Here is a 26,282-nt window from a genome sequence, read left to right on the forward strand (position 1 = left end):
TTTGAAATTGCGTGCAGTTCCTATCGTTGTGGCGGCAGTTTTGGCAGCTTTGCTGCTATTTGGGGGATGGTTCATTTACCGTCAGGTTACAATGCAAAGTCCTCTGGAAAAACTGGTTTCTCAATATCCAGGCGTGACAAGCGCTCAAATAGATATTAAACAGGATCAGGTTGTATTGAAACTAGATCTCAAACCGCAGGCGGATGTGGCCGGATTAGTCGATGTGGTTAAGCAAAAAGGACAATCCATCATTGGCAGCCGTACCATTAAGCTGGATATTGCAGATCGTTCCAATTCAGCACTGAATCAATGGTGGTCTGAGGCTATGTTTCCTGTAGCCGAAGCGATGGAAAATAAAAAGTATACTCAAATTTCATCTACAGTTGAGCAGATGAAAAAGAAAAAGACAGGTATCAAAGCTGATACCGACATGGATTCGAACAATGTCTATATCCGACTCAGCGAAGGTAAAGCGACCAAGTTTATCGTTTTGCCACGTCAATCTCAGCAAATGGGGGTATGGCCTAATGCCTAGATGGATCAAGGAAACATTAATCGGCATTGTGCCGGTGACCATTATATTTCTCGTTTTTATTGGGGTGAATATTATCCCTCTTCTAGTTGCTGGCGTGATGCTCAGCGGCTTGTTAATGCTTATGCATGCGCGTGGTGGCTTGGCCGTAGGTGCTGGGCAAGAGCGTAAACGTAAAAAAAATGGTCCGGACAAGCTGACTTTTGAGGAAATCGGCGGGCAGGAAAGCGCTAAGCAGGAGTTGCGCGAGGCCCTGGATTTTTTGAATCGACATGATGAAATTTCCAAGTTTGGTATCCGTCCATTAAAAGGCGTTTTGCTCACAGGTCCTCCGGGAACAGGAAAAACGCTGATGGCGAAGGCAGCGGCACACTACACTAATTCTGTATTTGTTGCAGCCTCAGGTAGTGAATTTGTTGAAATGTACGTTGGTGTTGGAGCAGGTCGTGTCCGTGAGTTGTTTCGGGAGGCGCGTACTCGTGCAGCCAAGGAAAAGAAGGAAAATGCAATTATTTTTATTGACGAAATCGATGTAATTGGTGGTAAACGTGAGGGTGGACAGCAACGAGAATATGATCAGACTTTGAATCAGTTACTGACAGAAATGGATGGTATTTATTCCGCAGATACACCGCGGATTTTGATCATTGCAGCAACAAACCGTAAAGAAATGCTGGACAGTGCCTTAACACGTCCAGGGCGTTTTGACCGTCATATTCAAGTGGATTTGCCTGATAAGAAGGGCCGTCTTCATATTCTTAAAATTCATGCCAAAAACAAACCGATTCAGGAAGATGCGAATCTGGACAAAATTGCTGAGGAATCTTACGGGTTTTCCGGCGCACAGCTGGAGAGCGTGATGAATGAAGCGGCAATCTATGCGATGAGACAGGATCAGAAAATGATTGCGCAGAAGCATCTGTCGATGGCAATTGATAAAGTGATGATGGGTGAAAAGACAGACCGGGAATCGACGTTGGAAGAGAAAAAACGTGTAGCGATTCATGAACTAGGACATGCTATTATGGCCGAAATTGTTCGTCCCGGTAGCGTAAGCCAGGTAGCACTTAGCCCACGCGGAAAAGCGCTTGGCTATGTGCGCCACAATCCGCAGCAAGAGCATTATTTATACACCAAGCAGTTCCTGGAGGAGCAAATTATGATCTCGCTCGCAGGGGCTACGGCGGAAGAAATGTACTACGGCGGTCGCAGTACCGGTTCAAGTAATGATTTTGAGCAGGCGCTGAACATCGTCCATACAATGATGACTTCCGGTTTGACTTCACTTGGCATTATTAACATGGAAATGGTAACCAAAGAAGAACTCATGCGGGAAAATGGCGAGATTATGGCTGACCTGCATACCCGAACTTTGGAGCTGCTGGAAAAGCATCGTCCTGTGTTCGACAACTCACTTGACATCCTGATGAAGGAAGAAACTCTGTCTGGAGACCAATTTAGATGTCAATTTAGTGAAAATGCTTTATTACCAGCATAATTTTTTATGCTGGTTATTTTTTTTTACTTTTAGTCCGTGCTAAGATATTATTATCTATTGGGACATAAACATGTATTTTTCGACAAAGAAGGATACAATATATGAGAGTGACCAGGAAAGGGTGGAGTAAAGAATCATGCAATTTAAAAAAATCGGCGTCATCGGCGGCGGCACCATGGGACAGGGGATTTCTGAAATGCTCGCGTCCAAAGGAATCGATGTGCTGCTGGTAGAGCAGACACCAGAGAAACTAGACTACGCCTACAATATGATTGAAACGAGTCTGGACAAACAACTGGAAAAGTGGGCAATTACTCAAGCTGAGAAAAAATTGATCTTATCCCGTATTCAAAAAGTAATCCATTTGGCGGAGCTCGGCAGCTGCGATATGGTCATTGAGACGATTACAGAGAATCTGGACGAGAAGAAAGCAGTGTTCCAAGAGTTAGACCATGTATGTCCAAGCAATATTATTCTTGCAAGTAATACATCCACGCTGAGCCTGACCGAGCTTGCCAGCTCGACCAAGTATCCTGAGCGTGTTATTGGTATGCACTTTATTTATCCAGTATCCCGTATTGATCTTGTAGAAATTATTCGTGGTTTGAAAACTTCGGACGATACATTTGAACACACTAAAATGTTCGTGGAAGAAATAGTGGAGAAAAAAGGAGTCATGATTTATGAATCTCCTGGATTCGTAACAAGCCGGATAATCTGTCTGTTGATTAACGAAGCGGCTCATGTACTTCAAGAGGGCGTAGCTTCCGCTGATGATATCGACGACGCTATGCGAATCGGCTATAACTTCCAAAGCGGTCCTTTGGAAATGGCTGACCGCTTTGGTCTGGATTCCGTTTTGGCTGCTCTGGAGCGTATGTTCCGTGAATTCGGCGAATTGAAATATCGTCCGTCCATCGTACTGAAGAAAATGGTGCGTGCAGGTAATCTGGGCGTAAAATCGGGCGAAGGCTTCTTTAAGTACGACAAGGATGGTGACCGGATATGAAAATTCTCGTAATCAATGCAGGGAGTTCTTCCCTGAAATACCAATTGTATGATATGACGGACGAGTCCGTTCTGGCAAAAGGATTGGTAGAGCGCATCGGTATGGATTCTTCCATTCTTACGCATAAGCCAACCAATAAAGAAGAATACACCGAAGTTAGCGAAATTTTGGAACATACTACAGCCATCCGTAAAGTGCTGAACGCACTCACAGATGCTGAACATGGTGTAATCTCCAGTACTAGTGAAATTCAGGCTGTGGGCCACCGTGTGGTTCATGGAGGCGAAATCTTCAAACAGTCAGCAGTTGTAACGCCTGAAGCGAAGAGTGAAATCCGTCGCTTGTTTGACTTGGCGCCACTGCATAACCCTGCTTCCATGATGGGGATTAAAGCGGCTGAATTGAATATGCCAGATGTACCGCAGGTTGTGGTATTTGATACCTCGTTCCATCAAACCATGCCTGAAAAAGCTTATATGTACGCCATTCCAAGAGTGTTGTACAATAAGTATAAGGTTCGTCGTTACGGTGCCCATGGCACTTCCCATGATTTTGTAAGTAAGGAAGCCGCCAAATTCCTTGATCGTCCATTGGAAGACCTGAAGATTATCACTTGTCATATCGGTAATGGTGGTAGTGTAACAGCAGTTCAAGGCGGTTTGTCTGTTGATACTTCCATGGGTATGACTCCACTGGAAGGCCTTATGATGGGTACTCGTAGTGGTGATTTGGACCCAGCAATCGTACCTTATGTCATGAACAAAGAAGAATTGACTGTCAATGAAGTCAATTCCATGTTGAACAAGCATAGTGGACTTTTGGCTATCTCCGGTATCAGCAGTGACATGCGTGAAATCACAGAAGGTATGGAAAAAGGCGAAGCTAATTCTACATTGGCATTCGAAATGTATGAATACCGTCTGCGCAAATACATTGGATCGTATGCTGCCGCAATGAACGGGGTAGACGTAATTGCATTTACAGCAGGTGTAGGCGAGAACTCCATCGTTCTGCGTAAGAGAGTGTTGGAGCAATTGACATTCCTCGGTATCGAGCTGGATGAATCGTTGAATGCTATTCGTTCTGGCGAGCCTCGCCGGATTACAACTGCAAATTCAAAGGTAGAAGTACTGATCATTCCGACGAACGAAGAACTGGTTATTGCCCGCGACACGTTCCGTCTGGTTCAGTAGTTCGATTCGAAAGTGTAAACTTTATGCATGCGGACTATTGTTTGAGTTCCGCATGCACTAAACAGCGAGAGCAAACAGCCTGACCCAGGGGGAAGGGCTGTTTGATTTTCGGTTAAGAGGAGAGAGACGGTCATGACGAATAAAAGTACGATTGCCCAAGTGGGCCGCCATGTAGGGGAAACGGTTACAATCGGCGCTTGGGTAAACAATAAACGATCTAGTGGTAAAATTCAGTTCCTGCAACTGCGCGATGGTAGCGGGTATATTCAAGGGGTTATCGTGAAAAGCGAAGTGTCCGAGGAAATTTGGAATGACGCCAAATCCTTGACTCAAGAGAGCTCCCTTTACGTTACTGGAGTAGTACGTGAAGAACCGCGTAGCCAATCGGGCTTTGAATTAACGGTTACAGGCATTGAAATTATTCATTTGACCGAAAACTACCCGATTACACCGAAAGAACACGGTGTAGATTTCTTGATGGATCATCGTCATTTGTGGCTGCGTTCCGCCAAGCAACGTGCTGTTCTGATCGTACGGGCGGAAATTATCCGTGCTGTACAGGAATTCTTTAATGGCAACGGCTTTACGAAGGTGGACCCACCAATTTTGACTCCTTCCTCTGCAGAAGGCACAACAGAATTGTTCCACATTAAATATTTTGACGAAGATGCGTATTTGACACAAAGCGGACAGTTGTATATGGAAGCCGCGGCAATGGCGCTGGGCAAAGTATATTCCTTTGGTCCAACTTTCCGTGCGGAAAAGTCCAAAACACGTCGTCACCTGATTGAGTTCTGGATGATCGAGCCTGAGATGGCTTTTGTGGATCATGAAGAATCTTTGCGCGTTCAGGAGCAGTTTGTAAGTCATATCGTGCAATCTGTTCTGAAAAATTGTGCGAAGGAGCTTGAAACAATCGGACGCGATGTTTCGAAGCTGGAGCAAATTCAAGGCGAATTCCCACGTATTACGTATGATGAGGCGATTGCCTTCCTTCAAGGTGAAGGTTTCGATATCCCATGGGGGGAAGACTTTGGTGCTCCTCATGAAACGGCGATTGCTGAAAGATATAACAAGCCTGTGTTCATTACACATTGGCCGACTCACATTAAGGCATTCTATATGAAACCAGACCCGACCCGTCCAGAGGTTGTTCTGTGTGCCGATATGATCGCTCCTGAAGGCTATGGCGAAATTATCGGGGGTTCCCAACGGATTGATGATCCAGCATTGATGGAAGAACGTTTTAACGAGCATAACTTGGCTCGTGAAGCCTACCAATGGTATATGGATCTGCGTACCTATGGTACCGTTCCGCATTCCGGCTTTGGACTGGGCCTAGAGCGTACAGTAGCATGGATTTGTGGACTCGATCATGTACGTGAAACGATTCCGTTCCCACGTATGCTGTATCGTTTGTATCCGTAACCGATGACCGGATCATTCGACAAGACATCAGCGGCAGAATGGGCGGAGGGAGTAGCCTTTGCTATGGAAGCCGGAATGGTCCAGATTCCCTACGCCCTGCTCAAGCATTATCGGACACTTCGGCTGACAGATGGTGAAATGCTGTTACTGATGCAGTTGCTTGCCTTTAAACAAGCGGAGCGTAATGAATTTCCGACATGGGAACAATTGCAGGCACGTATCGGATGCACTGCGAACGAAATCGCACTCTATTTCAGTAAGCTCATGAAAGAAGGATTTTTGAGAATCGATTCCGTAGAAGACCGCAGCTCATCCGTACAATTCGAACGTTACAATTTGACGGGGCTGTATCGTAAGTTGGCAGAATGTATGATCGCCGAGCGTAATGAGCAGCACGATGAAGATGACATTTTGTTTGCCGGAAAGCCGGATTTACTGAATGGAATATCAGAATCCCCACTTACAGAAGAACGGAATTTGTTCACGATTTTTGAGAAAGAATTCGGGCGACCATTGTCACCGATGGAATACGAGACGATCACCAGCTGGGTGGATCAGGATCGGTATCCCGAGGAACTGATTTTGCTGGCTTTGAAGGAAGCGGTATTTGCAGGGAAGGTACATTTCCGGTATATAGACCGTATTTTGCTGGAGTGGAGCCGAAACCGTGTTCGTAATGCACAGGATGCCAAAGAATATGCCCAGCGATTCCGTGGTGGCGGACGCAATTGATATATCGGTCTAAATAGGCTTTAATGATAGAGGACACACCATTCCGTCAGGAGGGTGTGTCCTTTTTTAAATATTTTTTTCGAAATATGCAGGGGAAGGAAATTTCCTAGCGTCTATAGTATTGGGAAGGGGGAGAGCGTCATTGATATAGAGAGAATCATTGAACGAATACGGTCCGGTGACCGGCAGGCGTTCCGTGAGATCGTAGAGCTGTACAGCAAGCATGTATTTCATATCGCCTATTCGGTACTGCATGACAGCAAGGAAGCCGAAGATGCCGCGCAGGAGGCGTTCGTTCAGGTGTACAAGTCTCTCCCCCAGTACCGGAACGAAGGATTTAAAACGTGGCTGAGCCGAATTGCGCTCCACAAAGCGCTGGATATTAAGCGCAAACAGGACAGACGACCCGCAGAGCTTATAGACGTGGCACAATCCCTTGTACAGCTCCCTTCCCGGGATGAGGATGTGCTGGCCCGTCTCATCCGCGAGGAGCAAACTGTAGAACTATCGCAAAAAATTGCCCAGTTGCCTCAGCAACATCGGGATATTATTCAAGCCTATTATATGCAGGGCAAAACTTACGATCAAATTGCAGAAGAGACGCAGGTAGCTTTAAAAACAGTAGAGTCCAGACTCTATCGGGCGCGGCTATGGATTCGAAATCACTGGAAGGAGGAGGAATGGCAATGACTGACCAACAGGATAAACCGTGGATTGAAGGGAAATCGAATGACTGGCATGCTTACATTGCAGGAACTTGCACGATAGAAGAATCTGCCCGGCTGGAAAAGCTCCTGCTGGAAGACGAACAGGCGCTGATGTTATATCTTGTTGCACTGGAGCAACTGGAGTCAACTTTAAAGGATTATTCTGCCTGGATGGATACGGAGCGCTTCACAGATCAGGTAATGGCCGTTCTTCCCGAGATAGAAGCTGAACCGAGTCAAGTTATGTTTAAAAAACGCGGCTGGTTTGAAAAACCTGTGTTTCACTATGTTGTCGCCGCAAGCCTAACGTTGATCTTGTTGTCCAGTGGAGCCTTTGACAAAATGATGCCGCAAACAGACGGGAAGCCAATTCCTCCAAAAGAACGCGTTTCTTACAGTGAAGAGGTCATGCGAGCTACCACAACCTGGCTCGATAAATTAAAGCCCTAAATCATCGGATAAAGGGTGAGACGAAAAAACTCAAAAATAACAACCTTCAAATGGGAACTTTATCAAAATCCCATAAATAGAAAGGAAGTGTAGCGATGCCTTATACAGAAAGAAGCAAGCTTTTGGCATTTCTATTGAACATCATTCCCGGTGTGGGACACTATTACTGGACCAGAAAAGCCAATGCGTTTGTGTACACCATTTTGTTTTTCGGATGTCTGGCGGGAGGATTATTTTTTTCAGTGGTATCAAGTGACGAAATGCCTTTATTGGCCAGTATGTTTGTTGCCGCCCTTTTTTGGGGACTCAGCACGTTGCATATCATTATTAGCTTGTTGCGTTATGATCCTCGTGCAGTCGCTGCTCCATACCCCCCTCATGCAGGGCCCAATCCATATGATTTTTACTCGCAAAATGGACCTTATGGACAGGCTAGTTTAACAGGGGAGGTACCGGAGGGGGCAACACACGCAGATACGGATGTACCGGGAGCAGGAATGGGATATGGCCCGGGCTATAACCATTACCAACAAGGACACTATGGTATGGCAGGGGCGCCTGCTTTTCAAAAAGGATCGGACAATGAACGCTTTTTTACGATTTTGCTGTCATTTATCCCGGGACTGGGACACCTTCATCTAGGGATGATGCAGCGTGGTTTGTCTTTTTTACTGTCCTTCTTTGGCTTTGGTGCGATTCTTATCTTTATTACTAGCATCACTAACGAATCCGGATTTTTGGCCTTTGGGGGCGTGTTGCCGATCATTTGGCTGTATTGCATGTTTGATGCGGTGCAGCATGTACATCGCAAACAAGCTGGAGAAATTCTTCAGGACCGGACTTTGTTTGAGGAACTGGAGCATGGAAGAGTCGAGGGACGCCGAAGTAAAATGCTGGCTACCATTTTATCGGTATTTCCCGGTGCCGGACATATGTATATAGGTTTGCAAAAGCGTGGTCTCCAGCTCATGCTTCTGTTTTTAGGAGGCATCTATGTACTGGACGTACTGCATCTTTCACTCTTTTTGTTCCTGATTCCGGTGGTCTGGTTTTACAGTTTTTTTGATGCATTGCAGCAAGTAAGCCGTTATGGACGGGAGCCGCTGATTGACAAGCCTGTGATCGGTATGTTTGCTCAATATCACCGCTGGGTAGGCTTGGGGCTACTGCTGCTGGGTGCCTATTACATCTTAATCAACGTACTAGTTCCTACTCTGGATCGTCTGTTTCCGAATGGAGAGATTTATAATTTGGTTGATATGTATCTACGGACGATTATCGTATCCTTATTGTTGATTGGCGGTGGTATTTGGATGATGATCGGGAATTCCAAATCTAAACGAGTAAAGGAGAAGCAATAGAATGGATACTGAGTTTTCAAAGAGTGAGGCTCCCTTAAAGGGAGCCCATCATCCTCATAGCGATGGAGGAGGCCCCACAGGTATATTGGGTACATCATCTAACAAAAATAGTTCCTTTAAAGCGTCAAACGCTCCGGCAGGGGTGTGGAAAGTTGGAAGACTGTCAATGGGACTTTTCCTTGTCCTGCTGGGGGGCGTAACGTTTGCCTCCAAGTTTTGGGGAGCTGGCATACTAGATCAGGCGTTGACCTGGTGGCCAATCGTTTTTATTTTACTGGGATTGGAAATTTTAATGTATACTGCTTGGAAAGGGACGCGTGAGCGCATTCGTTATGATTTATTCAGTATGTTTATTACGGCGGTATTGGTTTTTTGCTGTATCGGATTTGCCTTGGTCAGTTCATTGGGGATCACCCCGCAAGTCAGAGAAATAATGAGTTCGGTTCAGGAAACAAGGGTTCTCCCAGACTGGCATGAAAAACTGCCTGCCGGAGTGACCAAGGTGATTGTACAGGGAGAAGATCCTTATGCGGTCAAAATTGACGCAACCACCTCACCGGAGGTGCATGTGTTTGGAAGTTATGTATACACAGGTAAAGAGGACGAAATAAAAGGACAAGATTTATATCAGACCAAGCAAATCGGCGATACCTTGTATGTATTACTGGGCCAAATTCCGACACGGTTTATGCAGACTCAGCAGCAGCTTGATGTTACGATTGCTGTACCTGAGGGAATTACGGTTACTGTGCGCGATAGCCGAGGAAATATAATTGAAAAATAGGGAGATCTTCCGGCTCCAACTTTACATTTCGTATCATTCACGCGATACTGAAAGGGAAGCCTGAGATGTCATCCATGTCGCTAGCTAATGGTGTATTTGCTTATCAGGCGAAACTTGATGATGTGCAGTCGAATAGCGATTGTGATCGGAAATGAGGGAGAAAAATGATTTCGTTGAATCCTGATACGCTTACAGGGCGTGAAAATTATAAGCTGTTGACTGGAAGTATTATCCCAAGGCCGGTAGCCTTTGTAACGACTTTGAGCAGCGAAGGGGTGCTGAATGGTGCGCCGTTCAGTTATTTTTCCATCGTAGCCTCTGAACCGCCACTGCTGTCTGTATCCGTACAACGTGTTGATGGAGTACCCAAAGATACAGCACGTAATGCGATGGAGCACAAGGCATTTGTCGTACATATCACAGACGAGGACAATGTGGGAGCAGTGAATGTGACGGCTTCCCGTCTGTTGCCGCAGGAGAGTGAGGTTGCACTGGCAGGCCTTACCCCGGTCAAAAGTACAAAAATCGAAGTTCCCGGTGTGGCAGAAGCGAAAATACGCATGGAATGTATTCTGGAACAAGTTATACCGCTGGGAGGCAAGGAGGACTCACCTGCCTGTGATCTGTTAATCGGACGCGTAGTGGAGTATCATTTGTCCGAGGAAGCGTATCAAAATACGTATGTGATTGCTAAGGAGTTGCGTCCAGTAAGTCGGTTGGCTGGGAACAACTATGCGAAGCTAGGAGAGCAATTCACGCTGGAGCGTCCCCAATAGGGGGCGTTTTTTTACAGCATGCCTAAGATTTTATGTGGCTAGTAGAATAGAATACCCTAATTATAAAAAAGAGAACGCTCCTGTGCTATCGCTTAGGCTCCGTTCTCGATTATTCAATAACCACTTTTACAAATAAGGATACGCATCTTTGATATTTATGAGTTTATTTACTTCAAAGTTTTCAGCAGCAGGGAGCGATACGTCGTTTCAAACAAAAATTCAAACGCCTCCAAATGCTTTTTGGCCTCAAATACATCACGGCCCCACGCATAAATGCCGTGGTTACGCAATAAAATTCCAGGCACCTGATCATTCAGCACACCGGGCACCAGCTTGGCAATCGAGGCAATATCTGCGTAATTAGGCAGCACAGGAATATCAATCGCAGCATTTTCTTCCCAAATGTTAAAAGCCTTGATCAGCTCAATACCTTGGATAGGTACAGCGCCTTGCTCACCGTAATATTCGGAAATCAGATTGTTAAACACGGTATGCACATGAAAAACGGCTCCGCAGCCTGTCAGGCGGTAAATTTCGCAATGTATAAGCGTCTCTGCGCTTGGCTTGAGGTTTGTCGCTTCTGCCGCTTTTCCGTACTGGTCTACGAACAGAAAATCTTCCGGAGTACGCTTGGTTTTATCCTTGCCGCTGGCGGTGACTGCAAAATAAAATTGTTCGGGATGAAAGTCACCGATTCGGATCGACAAATTGCCGCTCGTGCCTGGGAACCAGTTGCGAGATGCGAATAGTTCTTTGACATCAGCGAGTTCTTCCAGTGCGCGGCGTTTTTCTTCCAATGAAATGTCTGCCAAGTTAAAACTCATTTACAGCACTCCTTGCTCCTGTTTTTGCTTTAAATCCTCGATAATGTCATCAAATGTTTCAAAGGGTACATGTGGTACGCCAAGCTCTTGACACTTTAAAGTCAGATGCGAACGGGAGTACACAAGATCGGCAATTTTAGCTCCTTCAAAATCGGTCAGGCTGTCGCCGATCAAAATCCGTTCGTATTGTTCGGAAGGATATTGACGAATCACAGTCGTTTTACACATGCCACAATCATTTGTACACGGTTCCTCACATGGATGCGGCCACGTAATCTGGATGCGATCCCCGGAAAAATCCGCTCCGTTGCAATAGACGTGGTCGTGTGGAATATCGAAGGGTTTTAGCAATGGATCAATAAAAAAATCAATGCCGCCACTGGTGACGAAAAATTGAATCTGCTGCTCTCGTACATAGTCCAAAAAGCGTGCAAAGCCCTCGCGTATACCAGCTTGTCCAAGTACATATGAGATAATTTCGTCCTTTTGCTCCGAAGGCATCAAGGCGAACATCGCACCTACGCCTTCACGAATGGATGTATGCCCATTTACGATTTGATGCATGATGGGCTCACAGCCTGTAGGCTGAAAGTGCTTCATAATGGCGACAATATTGTCGCTGTTCGTAATTGTCCCGTCAAAATCGCAAAAAATGACGGGCTTCTTTGCTGTGCTCATCGTTCGCCTCCCCATGTGTCGAGCGCAGATTGCAGCTCGGGGTGAGTACGGGCGTATTCTGCCAGCGGGACATTTTGCTGTACCGCTTCAATCGCCTGCACAAAGGCGCGCCCACCAGCTTCTGTACCCAGCGGATGACCGTGAACCCCGCCCCCAGCGTTGACCACGACGTCGGTACCAAAGTCACGTACAATGAGCGGCACGAGGCCCGGGTGAATCCCTGCGGAAGGGACAGGCATGCTGGCCTTCAGCGGTAGATCAGGGGTGATCAGCTCATCGCGGATCGCCATGTTTTCCTCACGCGGCATCGTCACTGAGCCGTAGGGAGAAGGGAAGAGCACGAGGTCAGCGCCAGCCAGCCGCATAAGCTGACCGAGCAGGACGGACGCCGATATACCATAATGAGGCGATGGATAAGCAGCACCCGCCAACGAAGGATGGGCTGCAATCGGCACCGAGACGGCGGGATCGCTGCTAAGTTCATGCAGCACATCGTAACCGTAGGCCAACACGTTAAACAGTAACGCGTTGGTACCTGCATCAATGGCCTTGAGAGCTTGCGTCTTAAGCTGCGAGGTCGACCCCGTTAAATTAGCGGCATACAGCAGCTTTTTACCGGTTTCACGCTCAGCCGCTTCGGCGGCTTTGATGCAGGCTTCGACACGTTTTTCAATCGGCGTCAGCGCGTTTTCAAACAAGATCTCGTCGTCCTTGATCAGATCAACACCACCGAGAGCCTGCCGGGTAAACTGTTCACGAAGTTCGTCCAAATTGAGGCCAATTACAGATTTGAAAATGCTCATGAGCAGGGGGCGATCATGCACGCCGAGCTGCTCGCGCAAGCCGCTGATACCGAATTTCGGTCCTGGAAAAGCAGAGCGAAATGCTTCCGAGAAACCCAGCTTCGTTAGCTTAATTCGGCCGTCCATCGAAATTTTGCCGAAGACCGTGACCAGCAGTGCGGGAATATCCCGGCTGAAGTTGACATCCGGGTAAGCGATGGTCAGGTCGGCGTACCGTTCACCGGGACCTCCATCGTGAATATCCACAGAATGAACCGAGCCAAGATGCTTTTGCATCGCGTCCCGTTTGGCTTGCGGGAGCTCAGTCCAGCTGCCCACCGTCATGCCGATGGCAATAGATTGGGCCTTTTGGTTAAAATCGGCTTTGTCATCGTATATCCGGTAGGTCGCCAAGCAATAGCTCATTCAATTCCCTCCTTGAGTACAGCTCCCATCTCGCGGGATCGTTCGGCACAACGTTGCACCGCCGCAATCACCGTTTCGTAGAAGTCACCTTTGTCCAGCGTTTCCAATGCAGCTACCGTAGAGCCATTAGGAGACATGATTTTGTGGCGAAGGGCAGAAGGCTCCTCTCCGGTTTGCTGCACCATGCGTGCCGCTCCAAGCGCGGTTTGCACCGTTAATTCGTGCGCTTGCTCAGGGGTCAAGCCACCACGGATTCCCCCGGCAATCATGGCTTCCATCAGGTAGTAGACATACGCAGGGCCGCTTCCAGATATCCCGGTCAAAACATCCATTTTCTCTTCTTCTATAACCGTTACCGTACCTACAGATTCGAACATTGTAAGCACGTTTTTACGCTGGATCTCGCTGATCTCCTTGGAAAAGCTAATACCTGTGGCTCCCAGCCCAATTGAGCTGGATGTATTGGGCATCGTCCGTGCGATCGGCTGCTTGCGACCCAGCAACGTTTGCATCGTACGAATAGACAATCCGGCGATTACCGAAATGATCAGCTGCTCATCAGACAGAAGTGGGCCGAGCTGTCCAAGTGCTTGTGCAGCATCCTTGGGCTTCATGGCAAGCACAATGACCGGAGAACGACGCAGAAGCTCGGTTTTGGCGGCATCCTCGGTTTGGAACAAGACTCCATATTGCTTTTGAAGTTCCTCAAGGCGAGCCTGATTACTGCGGTTGATGACGGTAATACCACTAGGTTTGACGACAGAACGAGCCGTCATTCCGCGAATAATAGCCTCTGCCATTGATCCTGCCCCGAAAAATGTAATTTGCTCATTAATTAAAACCTTTGTTTGTGATTCACACATAGATTCATAACCTCCAAGGATACAGATTGATTTAAGTTATTATTCCCTGATTTGTCCAGTACCGTACACGCGATATTTGGTTGAAGTCAAGGCAGGCAATCCCATTGGGCCGCGGGCATGTAATTTTTGTGTACTGATTCCGATCTCGGCACCAAACCCAAACTCGAAGCCATCCGTGAAGCGAGTGGATGCATTGTGGTACACGGCTGCCGCGTCCACTTCTTGCAGAAAACGCTCGACATGGGCTTTGTCCTCGGTGACAATACACTCTGAATGCTTCGTACCGTAACGGGTAATATGCTCCAGTACTTCGTCCAGATTGTCCACGACCTTTACGTTCATAATGTAATCATTATACTCGGTGCCATAATCCTCTTCTGTAGCAGGAACAGCCCAAGGAGCCAATTCTCGTGTGCGTGCACAGCCGCGTAGCTCAACCCCCGCATCACGAAAGCGTTCTGCCAATCCTTTTAAGTGTGCTTTTGCATAATCCGAGTGTACGAGCAATGTTTCCATTGAGTTACACACGGACGGTCTTTGTACCTTGGCATTCAGTGTAATCGCTTCGGCCATTGCTGCATTTGCTGTAGCGTCCAAGAAGGTATGGCATACGCCAGCCCCAGTTTCGATGACAGGTACGGTAGCGTTCTGAACAACATTTTGAATGAGTGAACGTCCGCCGCGTGGAATAATTACATCCAGCAAGCCGTTCAAGGTGAGCATTTCGTTGACCGAGGCACGGTCTGAATCTTCAATAAGTTGAAGCGCCTCGCGTGGCACAGCTGTTGCGTCTAGTGCCTGCTGGAGTACTTCGATAATCTTGCGGTTGGAGAAGAGGGCGGCCGAACCACCGCGTAGCACAACCGGATTGCCTGTTTTCAAGCACAGGCCCGCGGCATCCACGGTTACATTTGGACGCGCTTCATATATGATGCCGATGACACCCAGCGGCACACGTATCTTCTCAATTCGCAGACCGTTTGGACGTTCAATTTGCTCAAGGGTGTCGCCGACCGGGTCAGGCAGTGCCACAATTTGGCGTAATCCTTCGGCAATAGCTCCGATTCGGTCCTCGGTCAGCTTGAGGCGGTCGAGCAGCGATTCCGATGTTCCCTGTTCCCGTCCACGTTTCAGGTCATTATGGTTTGCTGCAATCAGCTCTTCAGTATGGTTTACTAGAGCTTCAGCCATAGCAAGCAATGCTTCGTTTTTTTGTGCTGTAGTCAGTCGGTTCATGACCCCGGCACTTTTTTTGGCAAGATTCGCTTTGGTTCGTACTTCGCTAAACTGATTCTCCTCGGTTGCAGCTGTGTTAGTCGTTAAATCACTCATGTTACGGCCTCCCTACATACATAATGTAATCCATTCATCCCTGTGGATCACCTCAAGCCGGTGAATGGGACCAATTTTGCCCACAACCTCGCCGCTAGGTAATCCTTGTACAATTCGGAGCTGTTCATCGTCATAATTGACGATGCCGCGTCCTAACACTTTATTTTCCGGTCCGAGCACCTCAACGACATCTCCGGCATGAAAGCTGCCCTCGACACGTCGTACGCCAACCGGAAGTAGACTGTGTCCTCCGTGAACCAACGCTTCCTCAGCCCCTTCGTCTACATGCACCGCGCCCAGAGGGGTGGACATAAATCCAAGCCACTGTTTTTTCATCGGAAGTGAAGAGAGGTGGGTGTCAAAATAAGTTCCCGGTCCGTGTCCTTCGACGGCTGCGTCTAGATCACCATTCGCGCTTACGCGTCCCACATATACAGGTACACCGCCGCGTGTAGCGACTTTGGCAGCTTCGATCTTGGATCGCATGCCGCCAGTACCTACAGACGATCCAGAACCTCCAGCTAATGCATAAATCTCCTCTGTGATTTCTTCGATACGTTCAAAACGTACGGCATTCGGATGCTTGCGCGGATCTGCCGTATATACGCCATCGGTGTCCGTAATGATAATCAGATGCTGAGCTTTGGCCAGATTGGCAACCAGCGCGGACAGCATATCGTTATCGCCGAATTTCAATTCGTCAATCGATACAGTATCATTTTCGTTAAAGATCGGGATAACCTGCTGGCGCAGCAATTCTTCTACGGTCATTCCGGCATTATTCATCCGTTTGCGGCTCAAAAAGTCACTACGGGTCAGTAGAACCTGCGCGATCACTAGGTCAAAATCTTTAAAAGCCTGCTCATAGGCCTGCATGAGAAGTGCTTGGCCAACAGCCGCTGCCGCCTGCTTTTCATGCAGTAGCTTAGGGCGAAACGGGTACCCAATCTCTCTGAATCCGGCGGCTACTGCACCTGATGTAACCAGCAGCACTTCATGACCTTTTTCACGAAGCAAGCTGATTTCCCGGGCAAAATATGCGATGGCTTCCCGATTCAAGCCACCTTCCACTCCAGTTAGAGAGCTGCTTCCGATTTTAATGACGATTCGTGTTGACAAGACGTCCACTTCCTTAATTTTACTCTTTTTAATGCAAAAAAACTTCCATCCTTTGTATGCAAAGGACGAAAGTTTGTGCTTCCGCGGTACCACCTTCATTGATGATTCATGATCATCCCACTTGAAACCTGTTAACGGCAGGGACCGCCTGATTGCGCAGGGCGCTCGGGGATAGGAGTTGGGAGAGAGTCCAGGTAAATTCTTGCAGCCTATCGGAATTTACTCTCTGAACAGGACCGAGTCTCTCTTAATAGTCCCTTCAACGCGCTAAATGATATTGGATACAGAATACCACGAAAAGACCAGGTTTGGCAAAGAAGTTGTAGCTGGAAAATACGGCTTAACCAAACAGGTTTAGCTTGCCAATTCGATCAGCCGCCTCGGTCAGTCGAGCTTCTGAGCTCAGCAGTCCCGCTCGCACATATCCTTCGCCGCCGCTCCCGAAGCCGATCCCTGGAGCGACAGCCACCTTGGCTTCCCGCAACAGCAGATCGGCAAAAGAAGCCGAAGTATAGCCCTGCGGCACAGGCAGCCAACTGAAAAAGGAGCCGCTTGGGCGCGTCGCCTTCCAGCCAATTTGCCCAAGTGCATCATAAAAAGCGTTACGGCGTGATTCATAGCGGGCTACCAGCTCGCCTACGCAGTTCTGCGAGGCCGTCAAGGCTGTCGCCGCCGCTGCCTGAATGCCGCCAAACAAGCTTACATAAATATGATCCTGCAGCAGATTAATCATCGAGATGATTTCGGCATTACCGAGCGCGAAACCAACACGCCAGCCCGCCATATTGTACGTTTTGGATAAGGTATAGAACTCAATCCCCACGTCTTTAGCACCCTCAGCCTGGAGGAAGCTTACCGGACGTTCGCCATCAAATCCAATAGCGCCATAGGCGAAATCACTGGCAACTACAATACCGTTACGTTGCGCGAATTCAACCGTATCCTCGTAAAAGGAAAGTGGAGCCGTTGCCGAGGTTGGATTATTCGGATAGTTAAGGAACATTAACTTGGCGCGTCGGCGGTCTTCCTCGGAAATGGCTTCATAATCGGGCAGAAAACGGTTCTCTTCTTTTAATGGGAGAAAAGACATTTCCGCTTTAGCCAAGGCTACACCAGACCAGTAGTCCGGGTAGCCGGGATCAGGGACGAGACACACATCGCCGGGATTGAGTAAGACTTGCGGCAGCTGAACCAAACCCGTTTTTCCGCCAAACAGGATGGCGACCTCGGTTTCAGGGTTGAGCGTCACACCGTAATCCTCCTGATAGCGCTGGGCAACGGCTTCCTTGAGAAAGCTGTAACCGCGAAATGGCGAATATTTATGATACAGCGGATTATCCGCTGATTCCTGCAAAGCTTTTACAATATGAGAAGGAGTGGGAGTGTCGGGGTTCCCCTGTCCGAGATTAATGACATCATGCCCCGCCGCGATTTCACGGTTTACATTTTGTACAAGTGTGGCAAAAAATTGAGTGGGTAACTGTTTCATGACGTCAGCGGAGGGAATAGAAAAATGAGTCATCAATTCACACGACCTTTTGGAATAGTTTAAGAAATAATCTATCACGATTTTACCGAGTTGTATAGAGGGAATTAAGCTTGAATGGTTGCGTAATCCAGACTGATCGGGCTATGATGGGAGAAAATACCGGACAATGGGTCACGGGAAGCTCTGGCTCACAAGGAGGATGAAGGATTTTGACGTATCAGGAAGCTCAGCCGTTCAGTGTTGCACTCATACAAGCTCATATAGAGATAGGAAATCCCCCGGAAAACCGCAGTCATATCCGAGCTTTAATGGAACAAGCGATGAAAGTCGAACTGAAGCCGGATCTGATTGTCCTGCCGGAAATGTGGAACACAGGCTATGCCTTAGATCGCATTCATGAGCTGGCGGACAAGGAAGGGATGGAGACTCGGGCATGGATAGCAGCATTCGCTGCCACCCATGAAGTGAACGTAGTAGCTGGGTCGATCGCAGAGAAAAAAAGCGACGGTCATGTGTATAATACGATGCTCGTTTTTGACCGAACAGGCAGAGAGGTTGCTTCGTATTCCAAAATTCATCTATTCCGACTTATGGATGAAGAAAAATATTTGCAGCCTGGCGAAGAAAAGGTTTTATTCGCACTGGATGGCGGGATTCAGGCAGGTGCGTCGATCTGCTATGATATCCGGTTTCCTGAACTAGCCCGCAGTTTGGCCCTGTCGGGCGCAAATTTGCTGATCGTACCCGCAGAATGGCCTCATCCCCGGCTTCATCACTGGCGTACCTTGCTGACCGCACGTGCTATAGAAAATCAGATGTATGTCATTGCTTGTAACCGGGTAGGTCGTAGCGGAGAAACTGATTTCTTCGGGCATTCGCTCATAATTGATCCATGGGGAGAAATCATTGCCGAGGGCGGAGAGCAGGAGGAGATTCTCACAGGAACGATTGAGTCTGTCTTGGTGCAGGACGTGCGCGGTCGTATTCCGGTGTTTGAAGATCGGCGTCCCTCACTGTATGACCGATAATCAGTGTAGAAAGGAATACTCATGCTTAAGGAACGCATTGAATTTTTGTGTAAAAAGAAAAAAATGTCCCGTAAAGAGCTGGTAGACGGGCTGGTGACACCTGCACATTTTGCGAATATATTGGCTGACCGTTACCCGTTGGCAGAGGATTTGGCAGAGCAAATTGCTGGGCGTTTAGGTGTAAACCCATCCTACCTGTTGCGTGCAGCGGCAGAGGATGACGAGACGCTGGCTACAGCGGATAAGATTTTCACAGAGCTGTCCAAGCTGGCTAATCCTGCTACGGAAAGCTATGTGGATCAGCTGGAGGATCGCAATGATTCGCTTGTGGTGGAAATGACGACTTATTTGATGAAGGCCGTATATTACCAGCAATTAAATGACCCAACGGCCTATGAATATTTACATCAGACCTACTTGAATTTTTATTTGGAGAAGTTTGGCCGTTCGGATGAGGTGGAGCTGCCCGTACCGCTAAAAAAAGCAATTTTGTTTTATAAAATCCAGTATTTCCGCTCTAAAAATCATTATTATGAGGTGCTGAATAACGTTACGCAGCTAAGCCGTCTGGTGGAAGAGGGGACGGAAAACTGGCTGAATGCGCAAAACATTATGATGGAGGCCTGTATTCAGGTCAAGCAATTTGATCAGGCGAAGCAGGTATTCGAGCAGACGATGCGCAGGGTATATGATGATCGGCTTTTTCACCGTTTGACGGGCCTGTATGTGGCTTACAGCGGATATTGTTTTGCCATGGGTTCTGTACAGGAAGCACTGTTAACGTTATCTATGGCTGAGGCCAATTTGGTCTATTTGGAAAATGCACCAGATATGCTCACAACCATCCTGAACAACCGGATTATTATGCTAACATCGATTGGCGAGCTGGATAAGGCTTTGGAGGAAGTAGCACGTTTTGAAGCGCTGGTGAGCCGGGAGCGGGAGGAAATGCAGCAGATGATGCTGCCCGTTACGCTGATATATCGTTGTGAAATCGCATTTACCCGGAAAAACTGGGGGCTGCTGTCACAGCATTTGGATCAGCTTCGCCAAACCAATCTGACAACAGATCAGCAAATGGGGCTTGATTTTTATGAAAGCCAGCTTGCGCTTGCGCAAGGGAATCAGGACGGGTTTTGGACGCATGCATTGCAATGCTTGCCTTATTTTGAAGCTCTCCAGCATCCAGCGCGGCTTGAACATTTATATGAAACGCTGGCTGTTGTGTCTGAGGACAGTCGTTGTTATAAAGAATCATCGGCTTATTATCGCAAATTGGTCTATCTTTTACGAAAAAAATAACTTGAAATCATTCGCTTTTCACAAAACTATCGCATGGATCGTTCGAAAAAAATGCTCGGAAGAGTGCAAAATTTTGTGCAAACCGTGCCAAAGTTCAAAAATAAACCGACAAAATACAGGTTAAAGCTCCTGTTTTTCCGGTTTTTTTGTATGCGCCAAAACGTATTGTGATGTCAGATACCGTCTTCTATACTGAATTCATAAGGTACGACAATACAAAATACGAGGTGCACCACATGATGAACTTTTTCGGTAAGAAGAAAAAACAGCAGGATGCGATAGAACAAGCAGATCAACTGATGAATAAAGGTTTGTCCGGATTATTTATGAAAGGTTTAGTACCCGAAGAGCATCGGGAACAGATCTGGAGATACGGTGGGTCTGGGGAGCAATCCGGTAAATTCATCGGAACTGATTTATATGGGTCTGGTGACAGCGTAAATGAGTAGATCGTTTGAACAGATGATTGAAAAAGGGGTTTTGGAGGATGAAAGGATTTTTGAGTATGATCGGGGTGCTTTTGGTGTTTGGTGTAGGCTTCTCACCATTTTTGGCTAACTATTTATGGAATGATCCATTTGTGATTATGGATGCCCCGTGGTATAGGCCGTTAATTTATATAGGCTTTGCGCTTATTTTTCTACCTGGCATTTTAGGTGTGTTTTTTGGAGGCGGTAAGGTCAAGAAGGGTGTTCCTGGGGTTGGGATTATTACAAGTGTTCAGCTAACAGGGACTTATGTAAACAATCAGCCGCAGGTAAAGCTCGGGTTGACCGTAACCAAACATGGAGAAGACAAATATGATACTGCTTTGACGACGATTATTCCGTTGACTTCCATGGCTCAATTTCAGCCAGGCTCAATCATTCCGTTGGTCGTATCGGAGAAAGACAAAATGAAAGTAGGACTTGACCTGAAAGGGCAGGTGTCGCAGACGGATTTACAAGCGTTAATGAATGAGCAAATGGTCAAGCAGGGCGTATCGCCTGAGCTAATGGAAATTGCCAAAACCGGTGAGCAGGCATATGCGAAGGTGCTGGATGTCACACCCATGGGGGAAGCAGGACCTAATAAAATTAAGCTTCAGTTTAGGCTGAGTGTAACGAAAAACAACGGCGATACATTTAATGTAACCACGCAAAAGGATGTTTTTTCTTCCCAACTATCCAAACTGCAGCAGGGAAGTATTATAGAGGTCATTTATTCACGTCAAGATCCTTCGAAATGGGTCTTTAAAACACAAGTGAGTGAAGCCGAATTACAGCAAGCATTTGGTTCTTCTCGATAATAAAAAAGTTTTCCGATACCTGTTTCAGATACAGTCCATAGGTGTATTATAATAGTATCCCGACACCAGGAGGTTGATAACGATGGATAACCAAAGTAGATCCGAACTGGCGAATAGGGATGGCCTGTCACGGCCGAGAGGCTTAAATAGACAGGTTGTCGGAAACAATTATGAAATGGGCTATGATCAGGATAAAAGTCCACCAGATTTAGGGAGACCCTGATCACAAAAAGGCGAGGACAGGCACTTTGGGATCACACAGCACATTGGAACTGAGGTAGGACACTCTTGGGAGACCAAGGCTAGAGACCTTAAGGAAAGAAGTGATGCGGGATGGATAAAGTGGAGTTTCCGAGCAAGCGTAAAGTAATCAGGCGAGGCTGACATGAAATTCAAATGAACATGAAATGTGGTTCGTTAAAGACAGATGGAAGCAACATCGCAACAGTGTAATCGAACCCGTAAAGTAAATGAAGTATTGAAAGTATAGGGGCGAAGCCCCGGGACCGCCTTCTTCTCTGGCTTTGGCTAGGGAGGAAGACGGTCCTTTTCACATTCGAAGCTACTTTTGAGAAAGTTGCTCGACCGTTTCTCGGAAGGTATCAATAAAGGCTTCGGCAGCTTTAGACAAATAACGTCCGTTTCGGTAGGCAATGGCTAGGGTACGGCTAGGGGTAGGTTCGGCGAGTGGCAATAATGCTGGAACAAACTCGCTGCTGGCGGCCCGGGCGATAAAACGGGGGACGAGTGTCACTCCCATACCTGTCGCTACGAGCGATTGGAGCGTCTCCATATTAGTGCTTTCAAATACCACATTGGGTTCAAAGCCTGCTTGATGACACAAATCCATCGTCAGCTTGCGAAAGCCTTGCCCTTTTTTCAGCACGACAAAAGGCTCATCTTTCAGTTCTTCCATATGCACAGGCTGCGGATGGTCACCATTTTTACGCAGGGCTAGGGGGTGACCCGGTGGAACGGCAAGATCAATCCACTCTTCACCGATGGGCACATAGGAAAGTGTAGGTTCAACTAATGGAAGAGATAGCAGGCTGAGATCTGTATCCCCACTGGCAGTTTTTTTCTCCAGATTCATGGATGAATCCTCGACTAACACGATTTCAATGTCCGGATGAGCCTTCTTGAATACAGGCAGCACATGCGGCAGCAAATGAGAACCTGTGATAGGCATACTGCCAACCACAACCTTCCCTTTTCGCAGTTGAGAAATATCGTCCATTTCCTGCCGGAGTTGCTCGACTGCATCAACTATTTTTTTTGCCTTTTCTACAAAACTTGCTCCTGCATGTGTTAATTCCACCGTGCTGGTGTTGCGTTGAAATAAAAGTACCCCAAGTTCTTTTTCCAGTTTGGACAATTGTTGGCTCAACGAGGGCTGAGCAATATGCAGTTTTTCTGCTGCGCGTGAGAAGTTTTTTTCCGCTGCAATTTGCAGGGTGTACTGAAGCTGTCTGAATTCCATCGAATTTTGCGCCCCTTATCTTATAAGCTTTACCTATTACATCATAGATTGATTATACAATAATATAATGAAATTCCCAATCTTAACGATTCTCATGTGTCACAAGTTTTATATAGATGAAGCGTTTTTTCACAAATGGAGTCTTTTAATACAGATAAGCAATTCATTTAACATTCTCCTGATAAAACGTGATTAATCTTAGTTCTGGTTGTACAAAAAAGTGTCTGGGAGGAAAATGAATGCTAAAATGTTGGGGGATACATACGAAAAAATCGGTGGCCGCACTCGTAGCGACTATGATGCTAGCAGTAAGCAGTGGGACGGCGATGGCAGTCGAAAAAGACACGTCGATTAAAAACGTAATTATTTTGATTCCAGACGGTATGGCTAATGACGCCACTGCACTGGCTAGATGGTACAAAGGATCCTCCTTAACGTTAGACAGCATGGCAAGCGGCATGGTGCGTACGCATTCTGCGGATGCTCCAATTGCCGATTCTGCTCCAGCGGGTACTGCTTTTGCCACAGGACATAAATCACATACTGGGTATGTAGGTGTCCTTCCTGATGAAGCGACAATGCCTGGACAACAACCCATTGCAGCGGGTGACGCCAAAAAGCCTGTAGCTTCCATTCTTGAGGCTTCCAAGCTGGCAGGGAAATCGACCGGAATTATTGCGACTTCCGAGATTATGCATGCGACACCAGCTGATTTTACCGCACATTATCCTGATCGTAAAAATTATGATGCACTCAGCATGCAGCAAGCCTACAACGGGGTTGACGTAGTGTTAGGTGGAGGCGGCAAGTTTTTGGAGGCAGCAGGGCGTAAAGATGGCCAGGATTTGGTAGCCCAAATTAAAGACCAGGGTTATAACTTTGTCACGACACCTGAAGGGTTGAAAAATTCGACCTCCAGCAAGCTCTGGGGCAGCTTTTCTCCCGAAGCCCTTGCGTATAACCTGGATCGCGATGCATCCAAGGAACCTAGTCTGGCGGAAATGACATCGAAAGCAATTGATGTGTTGTCCAAAAACGATAAAGGCTTCTTCTTAATGGTAGAAGGCAGTAAAGTGGATTGGGCCGCCCATGCAAATGATCCAACCGGAATTATCAGTGACGTGCTTTCATTTGACGATGCAGTGAAAGTTGCTGTGGATTACGCCAAACAAAACCAAAATACAGTCGTCGTAGCAGTGACAGACCACGGAAACGGTGGATTGACGATTGGTAGCAGCGATACAACAAGCAATTATGACAAAACGCCTTTAGCTTCTTTTATAGACCCACTGAAAAAAGCGAAGCTGACGGGTGAAGGCTTGGAAGCCAAGCTGAATGCAGATCGCAGCAATATTAAAGAGGTGCTTTCCACATATTTTGGCATCACTGATTTGACAGACGAAGAAGTAAAAACCATTAAAGATGCCAAAGAAGGCAGCATGAACTATGCTGTTGGACCGATCATTAGCAAACGTGCGAATATTGGCTGGACTACAGGTGGACATACAGGAGGCGATGTCGTGTTGTACACGTACGCGCCGAATGGAGACCGTCCATCCGGAGTAATCGACAATACAGATGTGAATAAATATATGACACGTGTACTCGGACTGGATTTGGATACGGTCAGCAAGCAGCTTTTTGTTCCTGCAAAAGCCGCTTTTGAAGCTAAAGGAGCCAAGTTTACTGCGGACACGAAAGTTATTACAGTGACCAAAGGCAGTAACAAGCTGGAGCTTCCGGTATACAAAAATGTCGCTACGCTGAATGGTAAAAATACCACGCTCAACGGTGTAGTTGTATTTAACGGCGTTGATTATTTTGTACCCCAGCAGGCGATTGATTTGATTCAGTAGTAAGCAGAACCATCGACAAGGGCTGTTTCTTCCATTAGAGGAAGAGACAGCTTTTTTGTGTGTTGATATAAATGTGTATTTTTTGGGGCAAAAGTTGGAGGAGGTTTTTATAAAATGGGATTTTCTGTGAAACTAATCACGTTACAACCTCTCCGATATTGCTAGAATAATACATGTACGGTACAAGCCGCTGATGATGTGAAGTCCGGATGGACGAGGGAAGAAGGGATGAGTCACGGACGAATTATTACTGCGTCTAGCTGACGGCAAGGAATGGACGCATACGGAAATGATGGAGCTGCTGACACGTCTGGATGATGAGCCGACGCTGCGGGCTCAACTGAGACACCTGGCAGCTCGCACCAAATTGGAGCGCTATGGCAAAGGTGTTTTTTTACGGGGATTAATTGAATTCTCCAGTATATGTCGTCAGGACTGCATGTACTGTGGGCTGCGCGCTTCGAATAAACAGGCAGATCGTTACCGTTTGCAGCCAGAAGAAATTCTGGCCTGTTGTGCGGAGGGGTATGAACTCGGTTATCGGACCTTTGTGCTGCAAAGTGGGGAAGATTACTGGTTTACAGCAGCCCGGCTGACGAAATTGATTCGGGAAATTAAAAGCCGTTTTGCGGATGTGGCGGTTACACTGTCCATCGGTGAGCGGGATGATGAAACTTATGAGCAATTATACGAGGCGGGCGCGGACCGTTTTTTACTGCGGCATGAGACAGCTTCCCCCCATTTGTACGCCAAGCTGCATCCGACGATGACGATGGAAAGCAGGCGAAGCCGTCTGCTGGCTTTGCAACGAATCGGTTTTCAGATCGGGGCCGGATGTATGGTGGGGTTACCAGGACAAACGAATAGTGAATTAGCAGACGATTTGGTCTATCTACACAGCCTGTCACCAGATATGATCGGGATTGGTCCCTTTTTACCGCATAGCAACACGCCGCTTCGGGATGCCAGTCAGGGGAGCATGGAAAAGGCACTCGATATTATTTCGTTATCCCGATTGGTCGTTCCAGATGCACTTATTCCGGCGTCCACGGCAATGGGAACGATTCATCCCCAAGGCAGGGAGAAGGCGCTTCAGGCGGGAGCAAATGTGGTGATGCCCAATTTGTCGCCACTGGCGGTGAGACCTAAGTATGCGATTTATGAGAATAAAATATGTTTGGGCGATGAGTCTGCCCAATGTCGACATTGCCTGGAGCTGCGGATTCGCGGAGCGGGATTTGAAGTCGATATGGGGCGCGGCGATAGTTTGAGGGTGCAACGACAGCTTATGAGACAGGAAACTTTGTGAGGCCATAACGGAAACATTGCAGTAACCATAAATAAG

The 26,282-nt window shown here is 47.3% G+C and carries 26 protein-coding genes; 18 read left to right on the forward strand and 8 right to left on the reverse strand.

The window, feature by feature from the left end; genetic code table 11:
* The first annotated feature begins 1 nt into the window (after position 1).
* From C1T21_RS14620 to C1T21_RS14670, 11 genes are all read left to right on the forward strand, one after another.
* The gene (locus C1T21_RS14620) at positions 2-535 is read left to right on the forward strand and encodes a hypothetical protein (RefSeq protein WP_103048759.1); all 534 of its coding nucleotides are present in this window, start codon (positions 2-4) and stop codon (positions 533-535) included.
* Complete coding sequence (locus C1T21_RS14625; protein ID WP_069289810.1) at positions 528-2,030, forward strand: AAA family ATPase; 1,503 nt, start codon at positions 528-530, stop codon at positions 2,028-2,030. The genes C1T21_RS14620 and C1T21_RS14625 overlap by 8 nt, the downstream gene beginning before the upstream one ends.
* 136 nt (positions 2,031-2,166) lie before the next feature.
* On the forward strand, positions 2,167-3,039 hold the full coding sequence (locus C1T21_RS14630; RefSeq protein ID WP_013310676.1) for a 3-hydroxyacyl-CoA dehydrogenase family protein: 873 nt from the start codon (positions 2,167-2,169) through the stop codon (positions 3,037-3,039).
* The gene (locus C1T21_RS14635; RefSeq protein ID WP_103048760.1) at positions 3,036-4,232 is read left to right on the forward strand and encodes an acetate/propionate family kinase; all 1,197 of its coding nucleotides are present in this window, start codon (positions 3,036-3,038) and stop codon (positions 4,230-4,232) included. Before C1T21_RS14630 ends, C1T21_RS14635 begins: the two co-directional genes overlap by 4 nt.
* Before the next feature lie 132 nt (positions 4,233-4,364).
* A complete protein-coding gene (gene asnS, locus C1T21_RS14640) occupies positions 4,365-5,660 on the forward strand; it encodes an asparagine--tRNA ligase (RefSeq protein ID WP_103048761.1) in 1,296 nt (431 codons plus the stop codon).
* Positions 5,661-5,663: 3 nt separating this feature from the next.
* A complete protein-coding gene (locus C1T21_RS14645) occupies positions 5,664-6,392 on the forward strand; it encodes a DnaD domain-containing protein (protein WP_103048762.1) in 729 nt (242 codons plus the stop codon).
* A gap of 54 nt (positions 6,393-6,446) precedes the next feature.
* Positions 6,447-7,082, forward strand: a complete 636-nt coding sequence (locus tag C1T21_RS14650; protein ID WP_103048763.1) for an RNA polymerase sigma factor — start codon at positions 6,447-6,449, stop codon at positions 7,080-7,082.
* Complete coding sequence (locus tag C1T21_RS14655) at positions 7,079-7,549, forward strand: hypothetical protein (RefSeq protein WP_103048764.1); 471 nt, start codon at positions 7,079-7,081, stop codon at positions 7,547-7,549. Before C1T21_RS14650 ends, C1T21_RS14655 begins: the two co-directional genes overlap by 4 nt.
* Positions 7,550-7,644: 95 nt before the next feature.
* Entirely contained in the window at positions 7,645-8,910 is a 1,266-nt protein-coding gene (locus tag C1T21_RS14660; RefSeq protein WP_103048765.1) for a multi-tm2 domain protein, read from the forward strand.
* Between the two features lies 1 nt (position 8,911).
* On the forward strand, positions 8,912-9,694 hold the full coding sequence (locus tag C1T21_RS14665) for a hypothetical protein (RefSeq protein ID WP_103048766.1): 783 nt from the start codon (positions 8,912-8,914) through the stop codon (positions 9,692-9,694).
* A gap of 164 nt (positions 9,695-9,858) precedes the next feature.
* The gene (locus tag C1T21_RS14670; protein ID WP_103048767.1) at positions 9,859-10,470 is read left to right on the forward strand and encodes a flavin reductase family protein; all 612 of its coding nucleotides are present in this window, start codon (positions 9,859-9,861) and stop codon (positions 10,468-10,470) included.
* Positions 10,471-10,637: 167 nt separating this feature from the next.
* Here C1T21_RS14670 and C1T21_RS14675 read toward each other — a convergent pair whose 3' ends face one another.
* The 7 genes from C1T21_RS14675 to C1T21_RS14705 all read right to left on the reverse strand — a co-directional run bounded on the left by C1T21_RS14675 (position 10,638) and on the right by C1T21_RS14705 (position 18,016).
* The gene (locus tag C1T21_RS14675) at positions 10,638-11,294 is read right to left on the reverse strand and encodes a methylthioribulose 1-phosphate dehydratase (RefSeq protein ID WP_071558560.1); all 657 of its coding nucleotides are present in this window, start codon (positions 11,292-11,294) and stop codon (positions 10,638-10,640) included.
* Positions 11,295-11,972, reverse strand: a complete 678-nt coding sequence (locus C1T21_RS14680) for a 2-hydroxy-3-keto-5-methylthiopentenyl-1-phosphate phosphatase (RefSeq protein WP_023989121.1) — start codon at positions 11,970-11,972, stop codon at positions 11,295-11,297. It abuts the gene before it with no gap.
* Entirely contained in the window at positions 11,969-13,180 is a 1,212-nt protein-coding gene (locus C1T21_RS14685) for a 2,3-diketo-5-methylthiopentyl-1-phosphate enolase (protein ID WP_103048768.1), read from the reverse strand. Before C1T21_RS14685 ends, C1T21_RS14680 begins: the two co-directional genes overlap by 4 nt.
* Positions 13,177-14,043, reverse strand: a complete 867-nt coding sequence (proC, locus tag C1T21_RS14690; RefSeq protein ID WP_103048769.1) for a pyrroline-5-carboxylate reductase — start codon at positions 14,041-14,043, stop codon at positions 13,177-13,179. The genes C1T21_RS14685 and proC overlap by 4 nt, the downstream gene beginning before the upstream one ends.
* Before the next feature lie 39 nt (positions 14,044-14,082).
* Entirely contained in the window at positions 14,083-15,375 is a 1,293-nt protein-coding gene (locus C1T21_RS14695) for a glutamate-5-semialdehyde dehydrogenase (RefSeq protein ID WP_103048770.1), read from the reverse strand.
* 12 nt (positions 15,376-15,387) lie between these two features.
* A complete protein-coding gene (proB, locus tag C1T21_RS14700) occupies positions 15,388-16,593 on the reverse strand; it encodes a glutamate 5-kinase (protein WP_103048771.1) in 1,206 nt (401 codons plus the stop codon).
* A 241-nt stretch (positions 16,594-16,834) separates the two neighbouring features.
* Entirely contained in the window at positions 16,835-18,016 is a 1,182-nt protein-coding gene (locus C1T21_RS14705; RefSeq protein WP_025723117.1) for a pyridoxal phosphate-dependent aminotransferase, read from the reverse strand.
* A gap of 176 nt (positions 18,017-18,192) precedes the next feature.
* On the opposite strand from C1T21_RS14705, the gene C1T21_RS14710 reads away from it, so the two are divergent.
* The 5 genes from C1T21_RS14710 (at position 18,193) to C1T21_RS27350 (ending at position 21,824) form a co-directional block, all read left to right on the forward strand.
* A complete protein-coding gene (locus C1T21_RS14710) occupies positions 18,193-19,011 on the forward strand; it encodes a carbon-nitrogen family hydrolase (RefSeq protein ID WP_103048772.1) in 819 nt (272 codons plus the stop codon).
* Positions 19,012-19,032: 21 nt separating this feature from the next.
* Positions 19,033-20,313, forward strand: a complete 1,281-nt coding sequence (locus C1T21_RS14715) for a helix-turn-helix domain-containing protein (RefSeq protein WP_103048773.1) — start codon at positions 19,033-19,035, stop codon at positions 20,311-20,313.
* Between the two features lie 236 nt (positions 20,314-20,549).
* Complete coding sequence (locus tag C1T21_RS14720; protein WP_258012458.1) at positions 20,550-20,762, forward strand: hypothetical protein; 213 nt, start codon at positions 20,550-20,552, stop codon at positions 20,760-20,762.
* 38 nt (positions 20,763-20,800) lie between these two features.
* The gene (locus tag C1T21_RS14725; RefSeq protein ID WP_103048774.1) at positions 20,801-21,601 is read left to right on the forward strand and encodes a hypothetical protein; all 801 of its coding nucleotides are present in this window, start codon (positions 20,801-20,803) and stop codon (positions 21,599-21,601) included.
* An 82-nt stretch (positions 21,602-21,683) separates the two neighbouring features.
* Positions 21,684-21,824, forward strand: a complete 141-nt coding sequence (locus C1T21_RS27350) for a hypothetical protein (RefSeq protein ID WP_023989112.1) — start codon at positions 21,684-21,686, stop codon at positions 21,822-21,824.
* A 339-nt stretch (positions 21,825-22,163) separates the two neighbouring features.
* Here C1T21_RS27350 and C1T21_RS14730 read toward each other — a convergent pair whose 3' ends face one another.
* Positions 22,164-23,081, reverse strand: a complete 918-nt coding sequence (locus C1T21_RS14730) for a LysR family transcriptional regulator (protein WP_025723122.1) — start codon at positions 23,079-23,081, stop codon at positions 22,164-22,166.
* Positions 23,082-23,320: 239 nt separating this feature from the next.
* Between C1T21_RS14730 and C1T21_RS14735 the strand changes: the two genes are divergently transcribed.
* The gene (locus C1T21_RS14735; protein WP_103048775.1) at positions 23,321-24,937 is read left to right on the forward strand and encodes an alkaline phosphatase; all 1,617 of its coding nucleotides are present in this window, start codon (positions 23,321-23,323) and stop codon (positions 24,935-24,937) included.
* A 250-nt stretch (positions 24,938-25,187) separates the two neighbouring features.
* Positions 25,188-26,246: a [FeFe] hydrogenase H-cluster radical SAM maturase HydE gene (gene hydE / locus C1T21_RS14740; RefSeq protein WP_223822128.1), complete on the forward strand. Its 1,059-nt coding sequence runs from the start codon at positions 25,188-25,190 to the stop codon at positions 26,244-26,246.
* The last annotated feature ends 36 nt before the right edge of the window (positions 26,247-26,282 follow it).

The organism is Paenibacillus sp. F4 (assembly GCF_002894905.1).
Taxonomy (GTDB): Bacteria; Bacillota; Bacilli; order Paenibacillales; family Paenibacillaceae; genus Paenibacillus; species Paenibacillus polymyxa_B.